This window comes from Chromobacterium amazonense (assembly GCF_001855565.1).
Classification (GTDB): Bacteria; Pseudomonadota; Gammaproteobacteria; order Burkholderiales; family Chromobacteriaceae; genus Chromobacterium; species Chromobacterium amazonense.
In genome coordinates, this window is sequence record NZ_MKCR01000032.1 from 226772 (window position 1) to 245142 (window position 18371).

Annotated in this window: 14 protein-coding genes, 1 tRNA gene, 1 other RNA gene and 2 pseudogenes; 14 read left to right on the forward strand and 4 right to left on the reverse strand. The window is 56.1% G+C overall.

All coding sequences use genetic code 11. The features are described 5' to 3' along the window. Nucleotides 1–113: 113 nt before the first annotated feature. The 3 genes from BI343_RS16500 (at nt 114) to hslO (ending at nt 2495) form a co-directional block, all read left to right on the forward strand. Complete coding sequence (locus tag BI343_RS16500) at nt 114–887, forward strand: substrate-binding periplasmic protein (RefSeq protein ID WP_083341026.1); 774 nt, start codon at nt 114–116, stop codon at nt 885–887. 136 nt (nt 888–1023) lie between these two features. Next, a complete protein-coding gene (locus tag BI343_RS16505; protein WP_071110597.1) occupies nt 1024–1614 on the forward strand; it encodes an Ntn hydrolase family protein in 591 nt (196 codons plus the stop codon). Next, a complete protein-coding gene (gene hslO, locus BI343_RS16510; RefSeq protein WP_189338926.1) occupies nt 1611–2495 on the forward strand; it encodes an Hsp33 family molecular chaperone HslO in 885 nt (294 codons plus the stop codon). The genes BI343_RS16505 and hslO overlap by 4 nt, the downstream gene beginning before the upstream one ends. A 59-nt stretch (nt 2496–2554) precedes the next feature. Here hslO and BI343_RS20100 read toward each other — a convergent pair whose 3' ends face one another. Beyond that, nucleotides 2555–2704 (reverse strand): hypothetical protein, encoded by a 150-nt coding sequence (locus tag BI343_RS20100; protein WP_169829031.1) that lies wholly within the window; start codon nt 2702–2704, stop codon nt 2555–2557. Between the two features lie 198 nt (nt 2705–2902). Here BI343_RS20100 and BI343_RS16515 point away from each other — a divergent pair, with 198 nt between their 5' ends. Then, nucleotides 2903–5572 carry a collagenase gene (locus tag BI343_RS16515; RefSeq protein WP_169829032.1) on the forward strand — a complete coding sequence of 890 codons (2670 nt, stop codon included), beginning with the start codon at nt 2903–2905 and terminating at the stop codon, nt 5570–5572. Between the two features lie 392 nt (nt 5573–5964). Here the strand turns inward: BI343_RS16515 and BI343_RS16520 are convergent, their stop codons facing one another. After that, a complete protein-coding gene (locus BI343_RS16520) occupies nt 5965–7038 on the reverse strand; it encodes a hypothetical protein (protein WP_071110534.1) in 1074 nt (357 codons plus the stop codon). A gap of 107 nt (nt 7039–7145) precedes the next feature. Here BI343_RS16520 and BI343_RS16525 point away from each other — a divergent pair, with 107 nt between their 5' ends. The 7 genes and pseudogenes from BI343_RS16525 to BI343_RS19840 all read left to right on the forward strand — a co-directional run bounded on the left by BI343_RS16525 (nt 7146) and on the right by BI343_RS19840 (nt 14294). Beyond that, on the forward strand, nt 7146–7868 hold the full coding sequence (locus BI343_RS16525; RefSeq protein ID WP_071110535.1) for a GAF domain-containing protein: 723 nt from the start codon (nt 7146–7148) through the stop codon (nt 7866–7868). 60 nt (nt 7869–7928) lie between these two features. Beyond that, nucleotides 7929–8546, forward strand: coding sequence for a GTP cyclohydrolase II (gene ribA / locus BI343_RS16530; RefSeq protein ID WP_071110536.1), 618 nt, complete (start codon nt 7929–7931; stop codon nt 8544–8546). Between the two features lie 69 nt (nt 8547–8615). Then, nucleotides 8616–8981: a transfer-messenger RNA gene (gene ssrA / locus BI343_RS16535) on the forward strand. Nucleotides 8982–9320: 339 nt separating this feature from the next. Continuing rightward, nucleotides 9321–9560, forward strand: coding sequence for a hypothetical protein (locus BI343_RS16540; protein ID WP_139165768.1), 240 nt, complete (start codon nt 9321–9323; stop codon nt 9558–9560). A gap of 152 nt (nt 9561–9712) precedes the next feature. Further along, nucleotides 9713–12517: pseudogene (locus BI343_RS16545) on the forward strand (type VI secretion system Vgr family protein). 11 nt (nt 12518–12528) lie between these two features. Continuing rightward, complete coding sequence (locus tag BI343_RS19440) at nt 12529–13683, forward strand: N-acetylmuramidase family protein (protein WP_083341028.1); 1155 nt, start codon at nt 12529–12531, stop codon at nt 13681–13683. Then, nucleotides 13680–14294 (forward strand): lysozyme inhibitor LprI family protein, encoded by a 615-nt coding sequence (locus tag BI343_RS19840; RefSeq protein ID WP_139165769.1) that lies wholly within the window; start codon nt 13680–13682, stop codon nt 14292–14294. Before BI343_RS19440 ends, BI343_RS19840 begins: the two co-directional genes overlap by 4 nt. Before the next feature lie 1024 nt (nt 14295–15318). Here BI343_RS19840 and BI343_RS16550 read toward each other — a convergent pair. Then, nucleotides 15319–16284, reverse strand: coding sequence for an IS5 family transposase (locus tag BI343_RS16550; protein WP_083340712.1), 966 nt, complete (start codon nt 16282–16284; stop codon nt 15319–15321). Between the two features lie 170 nt (nt 16285–16454). On the opposite strand from BI343_RS16550, the gene BI343_RS19845 reads away from it, so the two are divergent. The 3 genes and pseudogenes from BI343_RS19845 (at nt 16455) to BI343_RS20775 (ending at nt 18036) form a co-directional block, all read left to right on the forward strand. After that, nucleotides 16455–17225, forward strand: coding sequence for a hypothetical protein (locus tag BI343_RS19845; protein ID WP_139165770.1), 771 nt, complete (start codon nt 16455–16457; stop codon nt 17223–17225). Between the two features lie 27 nt (nt 17226–17252). Beyond that, a pseudogene (locus tag BI343_RS16560) lies at nt 17253–17585 on the forward strand (transposase); the annotation flags it as partial. A 289-nt stretch (nt 17586–17874) separates the two neighbouring features. Then, nucleotides 17875–18036, forward strand: a complete 162-nt coding sequence (locus tag BI343_RS20775) for a hypothetical protein (protein ID WP_422614119.1) — start codon at nt 17875–17877, stop codon at nt 18034–18036. Nucleotides 18037–18183: 147 nt separating this feature from the next. Here BI343_RS20775 and BI343_RS16565 read toward each other — a convergent pair. Beyond that, nucleotides 18184–18271 (reverse strand) — tRNA-Ser (locus BI343_RS16565). Between the last annotated feature and the right edge of the window lie 100 nt (nt 18272–18371).

Sequence of the window (18371 nt, forward strand, 5' to 3'; positions counted from 1 at the left end):
GTGCTGATTTAACAGCAGCTTATCCGGGAGTTTTGATTCGTGTTAGATCGAAGGAGGCGGAACGGGTATCTGGCGTTTATGCTGATAAAAACCCGTATAAGGATGAGCGTTTCATGTTGATTCGTCTCTTGTCAGGCCTGGCCCTGCTCTGGGCGATGGCGCCCGCCCGCGCCTTGGAGCCTTTGTCCATTTATACCGATGAGTGGCCACCCATCAGTTTTGAAGACGGCGGCGAAGTGAAGGGGATGGCGGTGGATCTGGTCAACCAGATTCAGCATCGCCTGCATCAGGAGCAGCCGGTGAAATTGCTGCCATGGGCGCGCGCCTATAACTTCTTGCTGACGCGGCCCAATGTGCTGCTGTTTGTGCTGGGCCGTACGGCCGAGCGCGAAAAACTGATGACCATGATCGGCCCGGTGGCGGCGTCGGAGATCAACCTCTATTGCCGCAAGGGCGAGGCGGAGGCGCTGCGGCGCCTGGGCGACAAGCTGCAGGTGCAGCCGGTGACGGCATTTCGCAGCAGCATTTTCCTGGCGGTGGCCAAGCAGCATGGATTCAAGAACATCGTGGAGAGCGCCGATCCGGTGCAATCCGCGTTGCTGTTGCATGCCAACCGCGTGTCGATGTGGTCGGAGGGCGACAGCGTGGTTGATAACGTGATGCGCAAAGCCGGGCTGCCGGCGGAGGAAATCGAGCTGTTGCAGCCTTTGGAGAAAATTGATCTCTACCTGGCTTTTTCCCGAGGCACCGACCGCGCCACCATTCTGGCTTGGGAGCAGGCGCTGCGCGATCTCAAGCGCGACGGCAACTTTCGCAAGCTGTATCAGCGCTGGCTGCCAGGCGCGACCGCGCCCATGCAGGTGGAGCGCGTTGGCGTGGAGCCCTGAGCGCGGCATGGAGCGGGACGACGCGCTGTGGTATATTTGACGGTTTTGGCGCGCGCCGCGGTGGAAAAACCGCAAATCGCCCCTATCTGTGAGCGGATGGGGCCCAATGGCCCGCAACAAGAGCAAGGTAAGCCGCATGACAACCATCGTGGCCGTACGCAAGGGCAATCAGATCGCTATTGCCGCAGAGAGCCAGACGACTTTCGGCGACGACCAGAAACTGCTGGCGCCGTACGATTGTTTCCATGACAAGATCTTCCAGCATGGCGACAGCTATCTGGCGGTGTCCGGCTCCGCCGCGCACGACCTGGTGCTGAAGCGGGCGCTGGCCGATCTGAAAAAGAAGGACCTGAGCAGCCGCCAGGGCATCTTCGAAACCTTCCGCAAGCTGCATCCCAAATTGAAGGACGCCTTCTACCTGCGGCCGGAAGAGGACGAGGAAGATCCGTACGAGTCCAGCCAGATGATGGTGGTGATCGCAAATCGGCACGGCATTTTCGGCGTTTATCCGATGCGCGAGATCTATGAATTCTCCCGCGTCTGGGCCATAGGCTCCGGCCGCAAGTTCGCCATGGGGGCGATGTATGCGGTGTACGACCAGGACCTGACGGCCAAGGAAATCGCCGAGATCGGCGTGCGCGCCGGCTGCGAATTCGACGTCAGCTCCTCGCTGCCGATGACCGTCTATACCGTTGAGCTGGCCGCCGCCGCGGCCAAGGAAGCATGAGCATGAACCAACACGACAAACTGCAACGATTCCTGTTTGACGGCGCGCCGGTCCGCGGCGCGCTGGTGAGGCTGGACGGCGCCTGGCAACAGGTGCTGAGCCGCCGTTCCTATCCGCCGGTTTTGAAAACCGTGCTGGGCGAGATGATGGCTGCCTCGGTGCTGATGGCCGCCAATCTGAAATTCGATGGCACGCTGATCCTGCAAATCCACGGCAGCGGCGCATTGAAGCTGGCGGTGGTGGAGTGCAACAACGACCGCACCGTGCGCGCCACGGCCAAGTGGGACGGCGAGCTGGCCGACAAGCCGCTGAGCGAACTCTTGGGCGAGGGCGGCAAATTTGTGCTGACTCTGGAGCCGCGCCTGGACAAAAACCAGACCTGGCAAGGCATTGTGGCGCTTGAGGGAGACTCCGTCGGCCAGATGCTGGAAAACTACATGCTGCGTTCGGAGCAGCTGGACACCGCCCTGGTGTTGGCCAGCGACGACAGCACCGCCGCCGGCATGCTGCTGCAGCGCCTGCCGGAAGGCCATGGTGAAGCCGAGGGCTGGAACCGCATCCAGACGCTGGGACGGACGCTGAAGGCGGATGAATTGCTAGGCTTGGGCGCCGAGGACATCCTGCACCGCCTGTTCCATGAGGAAGAGGTGCGCGTGTTCGAGCAGGAAGGCGTCAGCTTCAGCTGCAATTGCTCGCGCGAGCGCGTCAGCAATATGCTGACCATGCTGGGCGGCCAGGAAGTGGGCGAAGTGGTGGTGGAGCAGGGCAGCGTGGAAATCGTCTGCGATTACTGCAACCAGCATTACGTGTTCGACGAAGAAGACGTCAACCAGCTGTTTGATTACGACGTGGTGGCGGCAGTGCGCGAAGCGCGTCACTGATCTCAGCCGTCCTCCGCAAAAAAGCCGCGTAAAGCGGCTTTTTTCATTCTTTGTCCGCATCAGGCTTTGCGGACCAGCACCTTGAGCGCCGGCGTGCGGGACAGCGTCCACATGCTGACCGCCACCAGGATCAATAGCAGCGGCAGCTTGGCGGCTTCCCAGACGATGAAAACCACGCTCGGAGTGCCGATCACCGCCGCTAAGTACATGAGCAGGCAGTAGATGCCCAGCGCATTGGGTGCTTGTTTCCCCGGGCAAGCAACGGTCTCGTGAAAATTAACGCTTTCATTTCTTTGTTTAAGATTAAAACCTGACCTTAAACACAATATTCAATATTCATTCAATCCATTATGATTTTAGTTGCGAATAGCATTAGCTATCGTCATTTTGTCAAAATGGATGAGTCAATGAAAATCAATCAATCTCCCCGCCGGTATCGGGCCTTGGGGCTTTCCGTGATCGCAGTCGCCTTGTCCGCTTGCGTCGCTACTGATGGCGGCCAGCAGCGTTCGTCCAGCCAGCCGGCGCCGCAGGCCAATCAGCCTGCAGCGCGCTATTCCTCCCACTCCCCCGCCTTGTCGGAAAAGCCTGACTATCCGCACGGCCTGCCGCCGGCGGCTCCGGCGGAGGGCAGCGCCCAGCCGCCCGCTCGGGTTCAAGGTCCGCAAGGCCAGTCGGCGCGGGCGGCAGCCCGCGGCAAGCTGCTTGCGCCGCAGTATGCCAACTGCGATGAAGCCAAGTTCGGCCAGCTTGCCGGCCTGGACTTGGTGCGCTACGTGGCCAGCGTGGATGGCACTTGCGTGAACCGTCTGTTCCAGGCGGACGCGCTGAGCTACCGCGCGGTATCGCCGGCTAATATGAAGCTGGCGGCGGCCGAAGCGCGAACGCGCGCGGCCAATTGGGATGGCCAAAACGCCAATGGCTTGTGGCCGCTGGCGGTGTTCCTCAAGGCCGGCTATTTCCTGCAATACAGCCATGCCCAGGAGGTCGGCGATTACGGTCCGGCGGTGGATAGGCCGGTAATGCAGGTGGTGGAGGCGATGGCGGCCAATGCCGCGCTGTGGAATGTCAAGGCGCTGGATGGCAGCGGCGATGCCGATGACTGGTATCGCGAGCGCGACGCGCGGCAGAGCGTGGCGGAAACCATGATCCTGGCCGACTCGGTGCGCAAGGCCGATTACGCGCTGCCGCTGCTGGGCCGTTTCTTCGGCCGTTACAACGCGGCAGTTAAGGACAATTGGGCCCGTTTCGCGTTGCACCCGATGCAGACACTGCTGTTCAATATGAACTACCAGCCGGACTTTGCGCAGAAGGTTGAGCAGGGGCAGCTGGATGGCCTGGCGGCGAGCCTGGCAGGGCTGACGCGCGCCGGGCAAGCGGCCTTTGCCGACGAGCAGATGTTCCTGAACACCCTGCGCGAAACCGGCCGTTTCATGCAGTATCCCCGCACTGCGCCGCAGGCCGAGACGGCGGTGGCGCAGCATCTGAAGGGGGAGAAGTTCGGCGCGGCCTGGGCCGAGGCGGTGTATGCCCTGAAGAAGATGGGCAAGACGCCCTGCGAGCGCTACGGCATCTGCCAGGCCGAGCAAGAGCTGCGCGCGCATCTGTTCCCCAATCGTTGGAGCTTCGATAACGGCAATCTGGTATTTGAAACGCCGCTGAGCCTGGCTGATGTCGAGCCGCTGTATTACGCCATGAAACAGGTGCAGACCCAGCTATTCCGCGTGGCTGGCACGCGCAATCCGGTACCGGGCGACAGCAATGCCAAACTGCGCATGGTGATCTACGGCACCAAGACCGACTACCAACGCTTCCAGGGCCTGTTGAATGAGCTGTCCACCGATAATGGCGGCATCTACATCGAAAATGACGGTACCTTCTACACCTTCCAGCGCGAAGTGCCGAAGGAAAGCTATCTGACGCTGGAAGAGCTGGTGCGCCACGAGTATGTGCACTATCTGTCCGGACGTTTCATCCAGCCTGGCATGTGGGGCACGTCAGAGTTCTACCGCGACGATCGCCGCATGCCGTGGTATGACGAAGGCTTTGCCGAGTTCATGGCCTGGAGCACCTCGCGCGACGGCATCAAGGTGCGCGGCCATGTGGTGGACGTGGTGGCCGGCGGCTGGCCGAACAGCTTCCTGGAGCCGTCCCGCATCATGCGCTCCAGTTACAGCGATGGCTGGGACTTCTACAGCCATTCCGCGCTGTGGTTCTATTACCTGAATCAGCAGCAGCCCGGCAAGATCGCCGATATCTTGGCCGCGCTGCGCGCAGACGATGTCAAGCGCTTCGACGCGCTGGTGCGCGACATGGGCGGCGATGCCGCCTTGGTGTCCGGTTTCCGCAGCTATGTCGACCAGCAAGTGAAGTTGGCTCAGGCCGGGCAACTGGGCAATACCTCCACCACGGAAGGCGTGGACTGGCTCGCTGCCGATAAATGGCAAACCGGCGACGCCGCCGCCGTAGAGGCGGCGATGCGGCGCTCGCTGCCGGTGGCATGCCAAGTGTGGGCGGACGGCAAAGATAGCGCGTTGCGCCGTTTCGAGTGCACGGGGTCGCTGCCGCTGAGCGCGGTCAATACCACCCAGGCGCGGCAGGAGCTGGACCGCGTGCTGGACGGCGCCTTGCAGAGCCTGGTGAAAACCGGCGGCCTGAATAATCTGCTTGCCGCCAATTGCGCCGCCACCGACTACGACTTCAAGCGCAAGACCGCCGCCTTGCGTTGCGAAGGTCCGCTGGGTCCGGCGGGTGACGCCAAGCCGCAGCCGCCGCAACCGGGGGAGCTGGGATTGGCCAAAACCGTTTATGGCAGCCCGGTGCGCTGCCTGCGCGGCCAGCTGCAGGGCGTGGGCGGGGTAGAGCGCTATCAGATGGTGCAAGGCCCGCAATTGGGCCGCGCCCAGGTAGCGGACTGGGGCGCCTTCAACTACCGCCGAGATGCCGATCAACCCGGAGTGGGCGACAAGATGACGGTGCGCGTCAGCAAGGGCGCGCAGTCCCGCGATGTGGTGGTGGAGCTGAATGCCACGCCGCGCAATGTGCCGGAGGATCAGTGCTGGGCGCAAGCGGGCTGACGCCGGCTCGTTCCTGAGATCAGCCAAAGCCGGGTTCGCCCGGCTTTTTTGCCGCCTGCCATAATCTTTTGTCATTCCTCGCGCGCGCATAAGCGTTATGCGGAGATAAGAACAGCAAGGAGAAATGGGAATGAAATCTTGGAGCCGCCTGCGCGGGGTTGATATTGTGGTGCTGGTCTTGTGGATATATGCACTGAGCTGAGAGGTGCAGACCGAGCATGATAGACATTTGTGCGCGCGCGCCATTGGCGTGGGCGCTATCTTGGCTTATACGCTGCAATGGCTAAGCTGCATGGTTGGCCATCTGTGGCGCGACTGGCGTCAAACGAGGCCGAAATGAAGGACGTAGGCGGTTTGGTCAGAGCAGCCGGGCATGCCCGGCTGCTACTTGTTTACAAAGGTTGAACCGTAATGGTGGCCGGCTTCTCCAGCCACTCCAGAAACGCGTCGCCCAGGCGTTGGCTCTCCGCGGTGGCGGCGCGCCAGTGTTGGCGGCGCAACTCGTCCCGGCCCAAATAGCGGCGAAAATCCTTGCGATCCGGCAGCCTGCGGCCGGGCAGGGCAGCCAGGTATTTCCGCGATGGCGCCAGCAGCACGGTGTTGGCGTGGTTGGCCGCGCTGGGTTTGCGCCAAGGCATGGTCTTGTCGAACCAGCCCGGCACGATGCGGTCGGTGAAGTGCGGATACAGCGCGATCTCGTCGCCGTGGGCGAAGGGGAAATCGATGTGGTAATCGGTCAGCCCGCCGTCGCGGTAAATGGCTGGCGGCGCGTCCGGCAGCTGAACGCCTTGCAGCACGCCCGGGATGGCCACGGTGCCCATCAGCGCGGCTTCCAGATTGTCTGCATGCAAGGCATGCAGGCGGGTGGGGATGGCGTCCTGCGGCTGGAAACGCAGGCTGCTGCGCGCGTCATGACAGATCACCCGGTGGAAGCTGTGACGGATCAATGGGCGGGACAGCGCGTTCAACGCCGCCGCCATGGCCAGCCCGGCGAACAGCGCGGCCTTGTCCTCGCGATTGGCCAGTCCGTGCGATTGCACCAGCAGCAGGCTGAGCCGGTAGCGGGGATGGTTCAGGATATTCTCCATTCCACCCTCGCCCAGGATATCCCGCAGCATCTTCCGGGTTTGCGCGGTGATCTGGGCGGTGGTGACGCCTGGATGGTAGCTTTCCTCGGTGTAGCGCTGCGCCAGCCGGGCCAGCGCGGCTGCCGGGTCTGGCTGCATGGCGCAGGCAAAGCGCCAGCCGCCGATCGACGCGCCCACCAGATCGCGCTCGCGCGGCGCCTGTTCCAGCCAGCGGAACACCGCCTGATCCAGCCCGGTCATGCCCACCGCTTTGGGGCCGCCGGCTGCGCCGGGCAGGATGGCAACTTGATCCGGCCGCAGGCCGTCTTGCAGTAATTGCCGGGCGCGGCGGCCGGCTTTGATGATGAGCGCGGGTTGGCGGATATGAATGGCGGTCATTACGATATAAAGTGGCGAAATGGCGAAGCGTGGTCGGGTTTGTTATCCTGTTGCGTTTCGCAATTCAAGCGCGTTGCACGACGCGCCGCAGCACAGGAGCGCCCTTGATGATACCCGCAAGCCAGTTGACCGACTATCTGCGCGAACAAGCCCTGAAACTCGATGTCACGGAACTGCAGATCGCGGTGATGACGTTGCAGGCGGTGATTGCCGTCAACAAGCCGGCACCGCGCCGCGATCTGTATCGCTATCAGGTGCCCAAGCTGGGCGAGGGCGGCAGCTGCTCGCTGATCGACGAGCTGGATGAAACGCCATACGACCTGCGCGTGATTTTGGGCGCGGAAACCGCCGACACGACCGCCGCGCTGGTCAATCTGCATGCGCTGCTGGATTCGGTCAACAACAAGATAGGCGCCGACTGGCTGGGCATCTACCGCAAGATTGGTGCCGGCAACAACGCCGTGCTGGTCAAGCTGGCTTATCAAGGCCTGGAAAGCCGGGCGGAATTTCCGCTGACCGAGGCATTTGCCGAGCACAGCAACAACAGCCGCGTCGGCCTGACCGGCTGGGCTGTATTGGTGGACGATGTGGCGCAGTGGCGCGCCGAAGGTGGCGGCTACTACGAGTGCGACCCCAAGGTGAAGAGCGAAGTCTGCCTGCCGGTGCTGGGCAGCGACGACAATGTGCTGGGCATCATCGACGCCGAATCCTTCCAGACCGGCCACTTCACGCCGGAGCGCTTGGTATGGCTGGCCGCGTTGGCCGTGGTGCTGCCGCAGCTGCTGGTCAAGCTGCCGCCGCTTGAAAATGAGGAATCGCTCCCCAACTAAAGTCCATTCAGGCCGCCTAGCCGGCCTTTTTCCGTTGCGCCCCTCAGTGTTGGAGAAGTCATGTCGTCGCATCCGCAGTCCGTTCCTGAGCCAGTCATCCGTTATATCGCCAGCTGCCAGCTGCCCACGCCGTGGGGCGAGTTCGCCATGCATGGCTTCGAGGAAGAAAGCGGCCAGGAGCATGTGGCGTTGACCTTGGGCGAGGTGGCCGATGGCCGGCCGGTGCTGGCGCGGCTGCATTCGGAATGCCTGACCGGCGACGCGCTGTTCTCTCTGCGTTGCGATTGCGGCTTCCAGCTCGAAGCGGCGATGGAGGCCATCAGCAAGGCCGGGCGCGGCGCGTTGCTGTACCTGCGCCAGGAAGGCCGCGGCATCGGTCTGATCAACAAGATCCGCGCTTACAAGCTGCAGGATGGCGGCGCCGATACCGTGGAGGCCAACGAACAGCTGGGTTTCCCGGCCGACATGCGCGATTTCCGTATCACCCGCCACATGCTGGAGCATCTGGGCATAGGCAGCGTCCGGGTGATGACCAACAATCCGCGCAAACTGGCAACGCTGCAGGCGGCCGGCATCAGCGTGGTGGAGCATGTGCCCTTGCAGGTGGGGCGCAATCCGTACAACGACCGTTACCTGGACACCAAGGCCGCCAAGCTGGGGCATATGCTGTTCAAATAAGGTGAGTGGGCGAGCCATGCAAAGGCTCGCCAAGCGATGATAGTTGTAATATAATAAGCATTCCTATCTGGGGGCGACCTGGTTTCGACGGGGGTTGCGAAGCAGATGAGGGCATACCGGGATTTCAGTCACCCCGTAAAACGCTGAATTTATATAGTCGCAAACGACGAAACTTACGCTCTGGCAGCCTAACGGCCGGCCAGACACTACAACGGTTCGCAGATGGGCCGGGGGCGTCAAAACCCTGTAGTGTCACTCTACATCTGCTAGTGCTGTGCCGGGTTACTTGGCTCAGTGCGAAACAATAGGTAACTCGCCAAAGTCCAGCCTGTCCGTCGGCGTGGCAGCGGTTAAATCCCAAAAGACACGACTAAGTATGTAGAACTCACTGTAGAGGATTTCCGGACGCGGGTTCGATTCCCGCCGCCTCCACCAGAATATCTAGCAAAATCAATTGCTTACGAAAAATAGCCCTGCTCCTGCAGGGCTTTTTTTTGGGCTTTTGAGGGTGGTTTGGTCAGCATTTTGGTCAGCTTTTTTTGGGGGGCCTTTTCTTGTTTTCGTAGGGCTTGTTTTATACCCGTAGCTAACCTCCTGCCGTGTATCACATGTAGGTTGTAAGTGCTGGCCTACTGTTTTATCTTGAAAATGTACAATTTCAAGAAGGGCAATGTCATGACACGACTATATGGTATCGAGAATCTGGCGGATGAGCTGAACCATGCATTGAATATGATCAGGAGAGGTCGGTTAACAGTGTCGGAGGCTCAGCAGTTGACGCGTAGCATGCATGAGGTATCGATCACGGAAGATCTGTTTCCCAACGAGACCCCGATTGCCGATAAAGTGGCCGCCCAGTTGCTCATCATCCAGCAGTTGGAGAGGGAGTTCGATCTTGCTTGCGAGCGGGGAGCCTTGCCGGAAGACAAGCTTGGCGAAATCCCGTGCCTAGATGTGGCGCTGCAGCGCGCCTTGGACGAGAGCGTGGCGCCATTGCATGGGTCTTCCAGGTAAGTTTTGCCCTGCTGTACCTGTACTTAAGTGTAGGTTTGTCAGATTTTTGACGAGACCAGCTTGTTGACGCTTACATAGCATCATAAAATTCTTATCCCCTTTTAGTTCAATGACATGCCCTCGCTATGAGGGTATTTTTATTTGGGAATCGGATGGATTTGAACGCACTGCTGGCCAGTTTCGCCTCCGCCTTTGGCCAAGATCGACGGGTATTGACTTTGCGGCTGGGCACCGGGCAGATCGCCGCCGAGCAGTTGCTGCCGCTGAGCCTGCAGGCCGAAGAGGGTCTGTCCCAACCGTACCGCTACACACTGACCTGCCTGTCGCCGGACACCCATATCGAACTGAAGTCGCTGCTGGGCCAGCCGGCGCGCATCGGCATCGAGGATGCTGCGGGCGGCGAGTCCATCCGCTGCGGTGTGGTGAGCGAGGCCAGGCTGGCCGGCGCCGATGGCGGCTTCGCCAAGTACGAGCTGACGATCGAACCGCCGTTCGCGCTGCTGCGTCACCGCCGGACTTCTCGCGTGTTCCAGGACCTGTCGGTGCCGGACATCATCCAGCAGATCCTGTCCGAACATCAGCAGAGCAACCCGGCCTTCGCCCGGGTGCAGACGCTGTCCATCCAGGTACAGCCGACCCAGCCGCGCAGCTACTGCCTGCAATACCGCGAGAGCGATTACGAATTCATCGTGCGCCTGATGCATGAGGAAGGCTTCAGCTGGCGCTTCCTGCATCAAGACGATGATGGCCCGCAGGTGCAACTGGCGGTGTTTGACGATCCGCACAGCCTGCCGGCCGCCACCTTGAGCCGCGTGCGCTTCCACCGCGCTGACGCCACCGAAGACGAAGACGGCCTGACCGAATGGCAGGCCACCCGCCAGATCGTGCCCAGCAGTGTGGCGCTGGCCAGCTACGACTACAAGCCGGTCTCCACTCAGCACAGCGAAGACGGCAGCCGCATCGAACAAGGCCAGGCCGGCCAGTCGCTGCAGAGCAGCCTGACCCACTACGACGCGCCGGGCCTGTACTACGCCGGCGACGATGAACAGCTGGGCCGCTATGCCCAGCTGCGCCAGCAGGCGCATGACCTGCAGGCCAAATCCTTCACTGCCAGCGGCACCGTGCGCGGCCTGCAGCCGGGCGAATGGTTCCGCCTGGACGACCATCCGGCGCATGAGGCCGACAGCCCGCAACACCGCGAATTCGTGGTCACCGGCCAAACCTTCCAGGTTCGCAACAACCTGCCCAAGGATCTGGCCCAGCACGTCGGCGCCCCCAGCGACGCCGCGCCGTTCACCACCACGCTGCAGACCCAGCGCCGCGGCATCCCGCTGACCCCGGCCTATGCCGACACACCGCTGGCCAAGCCCAAATTGCGCGGCGTGCAAACGGCCACCGTGGTCGGCCCGGCCGAGCCGACAGACCAAGTGGCTGACGAGATCTACACCGACGGCCAAGGCCGCATCAAGGTGCAGTTCCACTGGCAACGGCCAGAGGAACACACCCAATTCGGCGCCAATCTCGACGACAAATCCAGCTGCTGGCTGCGCGTGGCCATGCCCAGCGCCGGCGCCGGTTTCGGCCACCAGTTCATCCCGCGCATCGGCCAGGAAGTGCTGGTCAGCTTCATCGAAGGCGACATCGACCGCCCCGTCATAACAGGGGTCCTGTACAACGGCAGCCACCCGACGCCCGACTTCAGCGGCGCCGGCGCGCTGCCCGCCAACAAGACGCTGTCCGGCATCAAGAGCAAAGAACACTAGGGCGGTGGCTACAACGAACTGCTGTTCGACGACACCCCCGGCGAAGTGCGCGCCAAGCTCAGCTCCGAATCCGGCAAGACCCAGCTCAACCAGGGCTTCCTCACCCACCCGCGCAGCAACGGCAAAGCCCAGCCGCGTGGCGAAGGCTTCGAGCTGCGCACCGACCAGCACGGCGCCATCCGCGCCGCGCACGGCCTGCTGCTGTCCACCGAAGCGCAAAATGGCGCTGGCGGCAAACAGCTGGCGCGCGAACACGCTCAATCCCAGCTCGACGCGGCGCTATCGCTCAGCCAAGCCCTGGCTGAAACCGCCACCGGCCAACTCGCCGACACCATGGAAACCGGGCCCGAGGAAATCGGCCCGGACAACGCCAAAGCCGGCAAAAAGCCGGACGGCCACCTGCAGCACCACGTCGACGCGCTCAAGGCCTGGGAAGCCGGCAGCAATACCGACAAAGACGGCAAAACCGCGAAAGAGCAAGCTGGCCAACAACCGCTGCTGGTGCTGTCCGGCCCGTCCGGCATCGCCAGCCTGACCGAACAAAGCCAGACCCTCAGCGCCGGCACCAACCTCAACCTCGTCGCCCAGCGCGACGCCAACCACACGACAGGTAGGCGCTGGCTGCACAACGTGGGCCAGCACATCAGCCTGTTTGTGGCGGGAGTGAAAGACAAGGTGGCGGTGAAGCTGATCGCAGCTAAGGGCAAGGTACAAGTTCAGGCTCAGAGCGACGCGATGGAAATCACGGCGGACAAGGATGTGACCATTACATCCTGCAAGGACAGCATCACCATTGCGGCCAAGGAAGAAATTCTGCTCAACGTGGGCGGCGGCGCTTATATCCGCATCGCCGGCGGCAATATCGAGTTGCACTGCCCCGGCACCGTCAGCGTGAAGGGTGCGAGCCACAACCTGAGCGGTCCAGATCAAATGAAGTACAAATTTCCTACGCCGGAAACCTTTGGCGAACGAATGGATTACAGCCAGCAACTTGATATAAAGGGATTTTTAAAAGATCAGCCAGATTTAAAGATCAAGAAATATTCCATTGTTAATTCTGAAAATAAGCAACTTGCATCGGGATCTTTGGAGGATGGTCTATCTGAGCGGTTCTTTTCAAAAGAGAAAGATATTGCATCAATCATCCTGTCTGTAAATCCAAAATGGATAGTTGACCAAAAAGAAGTTAAATAAAGAGCGATAAAATGGAAGATGGATACATAGTAATTTCTGTAGTTGATCCAATAAATTATCTTCCCGCAAAGGGAATTAAATACACTTTCACATGTGGGCCTGCCTCTGGAGCAGGGGTTTCCTCTGGTCAAGGCAAAATTACTATTGATCATGGATGCAAAGGTCAAAGCCTTGAGATGTCGCTTCAAAATATAATTTCAGGAGAATTGGAAAAGCTACCAAGCATTCCAATTAAGTTTGACAAAGCAAGCATTCAGATCGTTGCCCCATATAAAAAATATGATTTTCCTACCAAGAAGCACAATGGAGAACCTGCAAAAGAAGATTCGGCGAACTCTCTTCCGGAACAGAGAAAAGAAGGTACTTTAACCTTGCAAGAATTTCTTGATAACTATTGTCCTTGTGTTTTGGGTGAAGAAGTAATTCATACTAGGGACAAAAGTGGAAAGCCCATTGTAAAAGTATGCTCGATAGGTGATAGAGTTATTAACTATCCCCAAAAAGGGATTGCTGATAGCGACTTTGATAATGCTGCAAAAGAGTTAGATCTAGAAGTGGAAATTGTAAAAACATTTTACAATGTGGAGGCTTCTGGGAAAGGATTCTTGCCTTCAGGCATACCTAAAATTCTCTATGAAAGACATGTGGTTTTCAAAAGATCAGGTGGGAAAGATAACAAAATCAACACAGAAGAAAATCATGAACTGTCATGTTCAAAGGGATATTTTCAACCCAAGGACTATACAAAGTCAGAATGGAAAAGCATACCGAAAACAGATAAATATCAAGATGGAATTGGCTCATGGGTTAGATTCTGCAAGGCATCTCGCAAGGGGTACTCAGTAGAAACGATTGCCCAAAGTGTTTCTTGGGGTGGATTCCAAGTCATGGGATTCAACTACAAAAGCTGTGGATTTGATAGTGCTATAGAGCTTGCGGATGAGTGCTTCAAAAGTGAATCCGCCCACCTTAAGCTATTCGTTGCTTATTGTAAAGGAAATACGGAACTCAAGAAAGCATTAAAAGGGAAGGAGTGGGCAAAAGCAGCAAGAATATATAACGGTCCGCGCTATGAACTTAATAAGTATGATAAAAAACTTGAAAAGCAGTACAATGAATTGAAGAAGTTAACTTCATCAAAAACTAGCCTGTCGGACAAAAAATGAAAAGAACTGCCGCTTTGATTATGGTTGTTGCGTTATTGTCTATGAGTTTAAAGTCTTGGGCAATTGACTGCTCAAGAAAAGTGTCAAATATAGAAGCTATGATATGCAAGTCGCCAGAAGTTGCACTGAAAGACGTAATATTAAATGAAAAATATAACCTTGCACGCTCAATATCCTTGAATAGAGCGTTGTTAAAAAGTGAGCAGGGTGAATGGCTCGTAAAAAGCAGAAATAAATGCGCGGAAATTAGCTGCCTGATGCAAGCTTACTCTAAAAGAATTTCTGAACTAGAAGAGTCTATCAATAACACTGCAAAGGCTTGTACAACTCAAGAGTCAACGATTATAGGTACTTGGATTGGAGTGCGTGATGCTGAGTTTGAGTCATTTGAACTAAACAAAGATCACTCCTTCAATAGTTGGAGAAATGACCGGCCGGAGTATACAGGGAAGGTGTGGAACTTCAATCCGAAAACATGTGATTTGGATATTGCCTCCGGAGAGGATAATTCAGTTTTTAAATACAAGATCATATTGACTCCTGATAAGAAACTTATCACAATCAATCCAAAGCCATTGGAAAGTAGTGTTTACAAGAAGTATCCGAAATAAGATAAATTGGGCAAGCTGTTGTCGGTTATTAAAATCGAAAGGCTTTGCTGCATAACTAATTTTTGTGCCACTGCACAGCAAGAAATTTAGAGAAAATTGCCGACAAGCGTGTGAAATTTTCCACCAAAAATCTGCTACATCTTGGCATGATTTTGAGTTATGCAACAAAGACATGAAGAAGAATATAACCAGCCCATCCGACAAGTTGAAACTTACAGCTGTATCCATTCCTTTTTTTATTATTCTCTTCTTCGTATTGCCTTTATGGTTGATGTTTTCAAGTTCAGATTCAATGGTGTTTTTTTATAAGTGCGTAGCATTTGTAAGCGTATTAATTGGTATTTTTTATTATGTCGTTGGCTTGGTTATTAAGCCGCCGAGCCGTATGTTTTCGATTGCTGTAGTTAATGCTTTTTCTGTCTGGCTTTATGCAATATTTCCATTTGGGTTCCTTAGTTTGGGATGCCTGATATTTGTGCCTCACAATATAGTATTTTTAATATTGACAAGTGCTTTTATTTCAATCATTGCTATGCTTTGGATTGCAGTTAAAGTCGCTGCGTTTAAGCGGGTTCTCCTGGGTGATGGATTAATTGAGAAGAACTTAATTGTGAGTGAAAGCTACATAATGCTCAAGCGAGGCTTCTCTATTGACTTGACACCATCGGTAGTGCCTACTAACAGCCTAATGTCTAAATGTCTTGAAAAGGGAAAAGGCAAGATACTAGCTGTAATATCAATTCTGGTTCCGGCAGGATATGCAATTTCACAAATTTTCAATAAGCTTGGTACAGTTGATATGACGGTTTTGTTTCTTTCTTTATTAAGCTATGGCTTAACTCTTCATATATGGGGAAAGATGGCTTGCAGTACGTATTTTCATTATTTTGTTATTAGGGAAGGTCTGAACAACCTGCCACGCAAACAGAAATGCAATTTCTCGCGGGGCTTCGGTTGCATTTCACCCACCAATTCCAGATCGCCCGCCATGAGGATGACCGGGTGCTTCCGGTCATCCGGCCTTTTAACTCGCCGCCAGCAAGGCCTTTCGCGCCAGCCAGATGTTGGCCAGCCCAAACAGCGTCATCAGTTGCGCGGTGTTCTTCTTCAAACCGCGGTAGCGTGTTTTCAGGTAGCCAAACTGCTGCTTGATGACCCGAAACGGATGCTCCACTTTGGCCCGAATCTTGGCTTTGACCATTTCGCCCAGCTGGATCTGCCGGTCGTCGGCTGAATCGGTCAGCGCTTTGCGCTGGCCGGGCCTCATCGCAATCCACCAACGCACCGCTCGCGATTGGTGTTCGGCTCGCTTGTGCACGCCAGCAAAGCCGGCGTCGCCAAACACATCGATTTCCTCGCCGTGCAACAACTGATCGACCATCGTGACATCCGCCACATTGGCGGGGGTGCCGGCCACGTGATGCACCAAGCCGGACTGGGCGTCGACGCCGATATGGGCCTTCATGCCGAAGTACCACTGATTGCCCTTCTTGGTTTGATGCATGTCCGGATCGCGCTCGCCCTGAGCGTTTTTGGTGGAGCTGGGCGCGTGGATCAGGGTGGCATCGACGATGGTGCCTTGCTTCAACATCAGCCCTTTGTCGCAGAGATGCTGGTGGATGGCGGTAAACAGAGCGTGGGTCAGCTGGTGCTTTTCCAGCAGATGGCGGAAGTTCAGCAGGGTGGTTTCGTCCGGGACGGCGTCCAGGGAGAGGCCGGCGAACTGGCGCATGGAGGCGATCTCGTACAGGCTTTCTTCCATGGCGGGATCGGACAGGCTGTACCAGTGCTGCAGGCAGTAGACGCGCAGCATGGCGGACAACGGGTAGGGGCGGCGACCGTTGCCAGGCTTGGGATACACTGGATCGATGACGGCTTCGAGCTGCGCCCAAGGCATGACCTGATCCATCTCTGTCAGAAAGATTTCGCGGCGGGTGCGCTTCTTCTTAGCGGCGAGTTCGAGATCGGTGAAGGTCATCTGCTGTCGCATGCTGGCGTCCTGGATCTGACTGAGGGGGAGTCAGTTTACGGGAAGATTGGAGACTTGTTCAGACCTTCCTTAGGGGCTTGGAAAGGAAATACAATAAGGCATTAATTGTAAATTTTTAAACATTTTAATTTTAGTGGTGCTCTTCTTAAAGTCGAATAGACGTTATTGGAATGCATAAATCTGTAGACTTTCCTGTCAAGGAAGCCATGCCGGTTGCTTTTGTATCAGGTGTTTTAGGGTCGATACTAAATGCAGCCGCTGCTTATCATTTGTTTTATGAAAGTACTCCCGGCATCTATCTTGTTATAATGTCTAGCATTTTTGTTACTCCCATTTTTGCAGTGACAATGGTTGTGACTTATTATAAGTCAAATTTCGCAGATACATTGCCTTGTTATGTATTCGGTTTTTTTCTCACCTTGTTTCCGTTTTTGGTTTTTTTTATAGGGATTGGTCTGATTTCCTCACTCATTAGCCCTCCTGTTCCCACCAGTGCAGCTGTTGTTATATTTGTTTTCTTGATGCTTTACATTGTGCTTTCTGCTAGGAAATCGTCCAGAAATATTCTATTGGCGGTCGAGAAAATAGACTTTCTTGATAAGGCTTATGTCTTTGAAGACAATAGGCCATTATTAAAGTATAAGGCAATGAGGTTGCTTGATGAAACAGTCGATAAAAATATTTTTTATGTTGAAAAAAAAGAAGGGGGTAAGTTTAGTGTCATTAAAGTCATGATGTTTGTCATGGCTGCAATGCTTGGTGGTTTATATAAGATTTTTCCAGATCCCAGTCTGGTTGTGAGAATGGTTCTTGCATTTGCATGTTTCTTCATAACTCCTTTGATGATATTTCACGTGGTATATGTTTATTATGTGCAATACAGTTTTCCGAAAAGGATTTTTGGAAAAATTTGGTATAAAGCCTGTCGGGAGACCAGTTAGTTACACTTGGGGAGGGCTTTGTTGCAGCGGCTAGGTGAGTTTGAGGCCAAGTGGGATGAGGAGTATTTGCCGATTGGTCAGTCTTGGCGGCGCAACTGGGCTCGGTTGACGCCATTCTTCGACTACCCGCCGGAGATCAGGAAAGTGATCTACACCACCAATGCCATCGAGTCGGTGAATATGAGTCTGCGAAAGCTGACCAAGAATCGGGGCTCATTCCCGAGTGATGAGGCGTTGCTAAAACTGTTCTACCTGGCCTTGAGGAACATCAGTCAGAAGTGGACCATGCCGATTCGGGATTGGAAGGCAGCGCTGACTCGCTTTACCATACAGTTCGAGGAACGCATTCCACAGGCGTAACCCAAACCCCGTTTACACAAAAATTTGGACAGGCCCATATGAGCCGATTCCCGCCGCCTCCACCAGTTTTCAAAACCCAACCGCTCGGTTGGGTTTTTTGTTATCTAGCGGGCTGGACAGCTCTGGCCTGGCAGCCAATCAGGATTGAAACATGTTGACCGGTGAAATTCGCAGTCAAATCGACAGCGCTTGTCCTTGTGCGGACCGAGCCAATTAAGCGGTTGACTGGTTTCTCAAGGCATCTTCTTCGACCGCCACGGCCAGCCAGATTGAGTTCATCCAACTGATAGTGCGCGAGCTGACCGAAAACAGCGTGATGGAGCCCAGCCGTTTGTTCGAATCGCCGTTTACCAACGTGAGCGCGACCGGGGCAATGGCGATTTTCCCGGCAGCGACGGTCCAGCGCGTCATCGCCGTGCTGGGCGACATCAAGCAGAAGGCAGCGGGGTAGGCGTGGCAGTCGATCCGCCGGAATCTATACACACACAAGCAAGATTGCAGAGAACATTTTTGTGTGTAGTTAATTGGATGATGGCGTGTTTGCCGTGGCGGGGGGGGAATGGCAAAGGCCCGGACGATATATCCGGGCCTTTTGTATTGGCGGAGGCTGTGGGATTCGAACCCACGGACGGTTGCCCGTCGGCAGTTTTCAAGACTGCTGGTTTAAACCACTCACCCAAACCTCCAAAATCTCTAATTTTCCGGCTTATCCAAAACCATGGCATGAAAACAGCTTTGCCTGGTTGCGGAATCGGTAAGAGGCGGCAATTCTAACCGGAATCGCCG

Coding starts and splice junctions, on each gene's coding strand:
- BI343_RS16500 (WP_083341026.1), top strand. CDS start 114: ATGTTGATTCGTCTCTTGTCAGGCCTGGCCCTGCTCTGGGCGATGGCG.
- BI343_RS16505 (WP_071110597.1), top strand. CDS start 1,024: ATGACAACCATCGTGGCCGTACGCAAGGGCAATCAGATCGCTATTGCC.
- hslO (WP_189338926.1), top strand. CDS start 1,611: ATGAGCATGAACCAACACGACAAACTGCAACGATTCCTGTTTGACGGC.
- BI343_RS20100 (WP_169829031.1), bottom strand. CDS start 2,704: ATGTACTTAGCGGCGGTGATCGGCACTCCGAGCGTGGTTTTCATCGTC.
- BI343_RS16515 (WP_169829032.1), top strand. CDS start 2,903: ATGAAAATCAATCAATCTCCCCGCCGGTATCGGGCCTTGGGGCTTTCC.
- BI343_RS16520 (WP_071110534.1), bottom strand. CDS start 7,038: ATGACCGCCATTCATATCCGCCAACCCGCGCTCATCATCAAAGCCGGC.
- BI343_RS16525 (WP_071110535.1), top strand. CDS start 7,146: ATGATACCCGCAAGCCAGTTGACCGACTATCTGCGCGAACAAGCCCTG.
- ribA (WP_071110536.1), top strand. CDS start 7,929: ATGTCGTCGCATCCGCAGTCCGTTCCTGAGCCAGTCATCCGTTATATC.
- BI343_RS19440 (WP_083341028.1), top strand. CDS start 12,529: ATGGAAGATGGATACATAGTAATTTCTGTAGTTGATCCAATAAATTAT.
- BI343_RS19840 (WP_139165769.1), top strand. CDS start 13,680: ATGAAAAGAACTGCCGCTTTGATTATGGTTGTTGCGTTATTGTCTATG.
- BI343_RS16550 (WP_083340712.1), bottom strand. CDS start 16,284: ATGCGACAGCAGATGACCTTCACCGATCTCGAACTCGCCGCTAAGAAG.
- BI343_RS19845 (WP_139165770.1), top strand. CDS start 16,455: ATGCATAAATCTGTAGACTTTCCTGTCAAGGAAGCCATGCCGGTTGCT.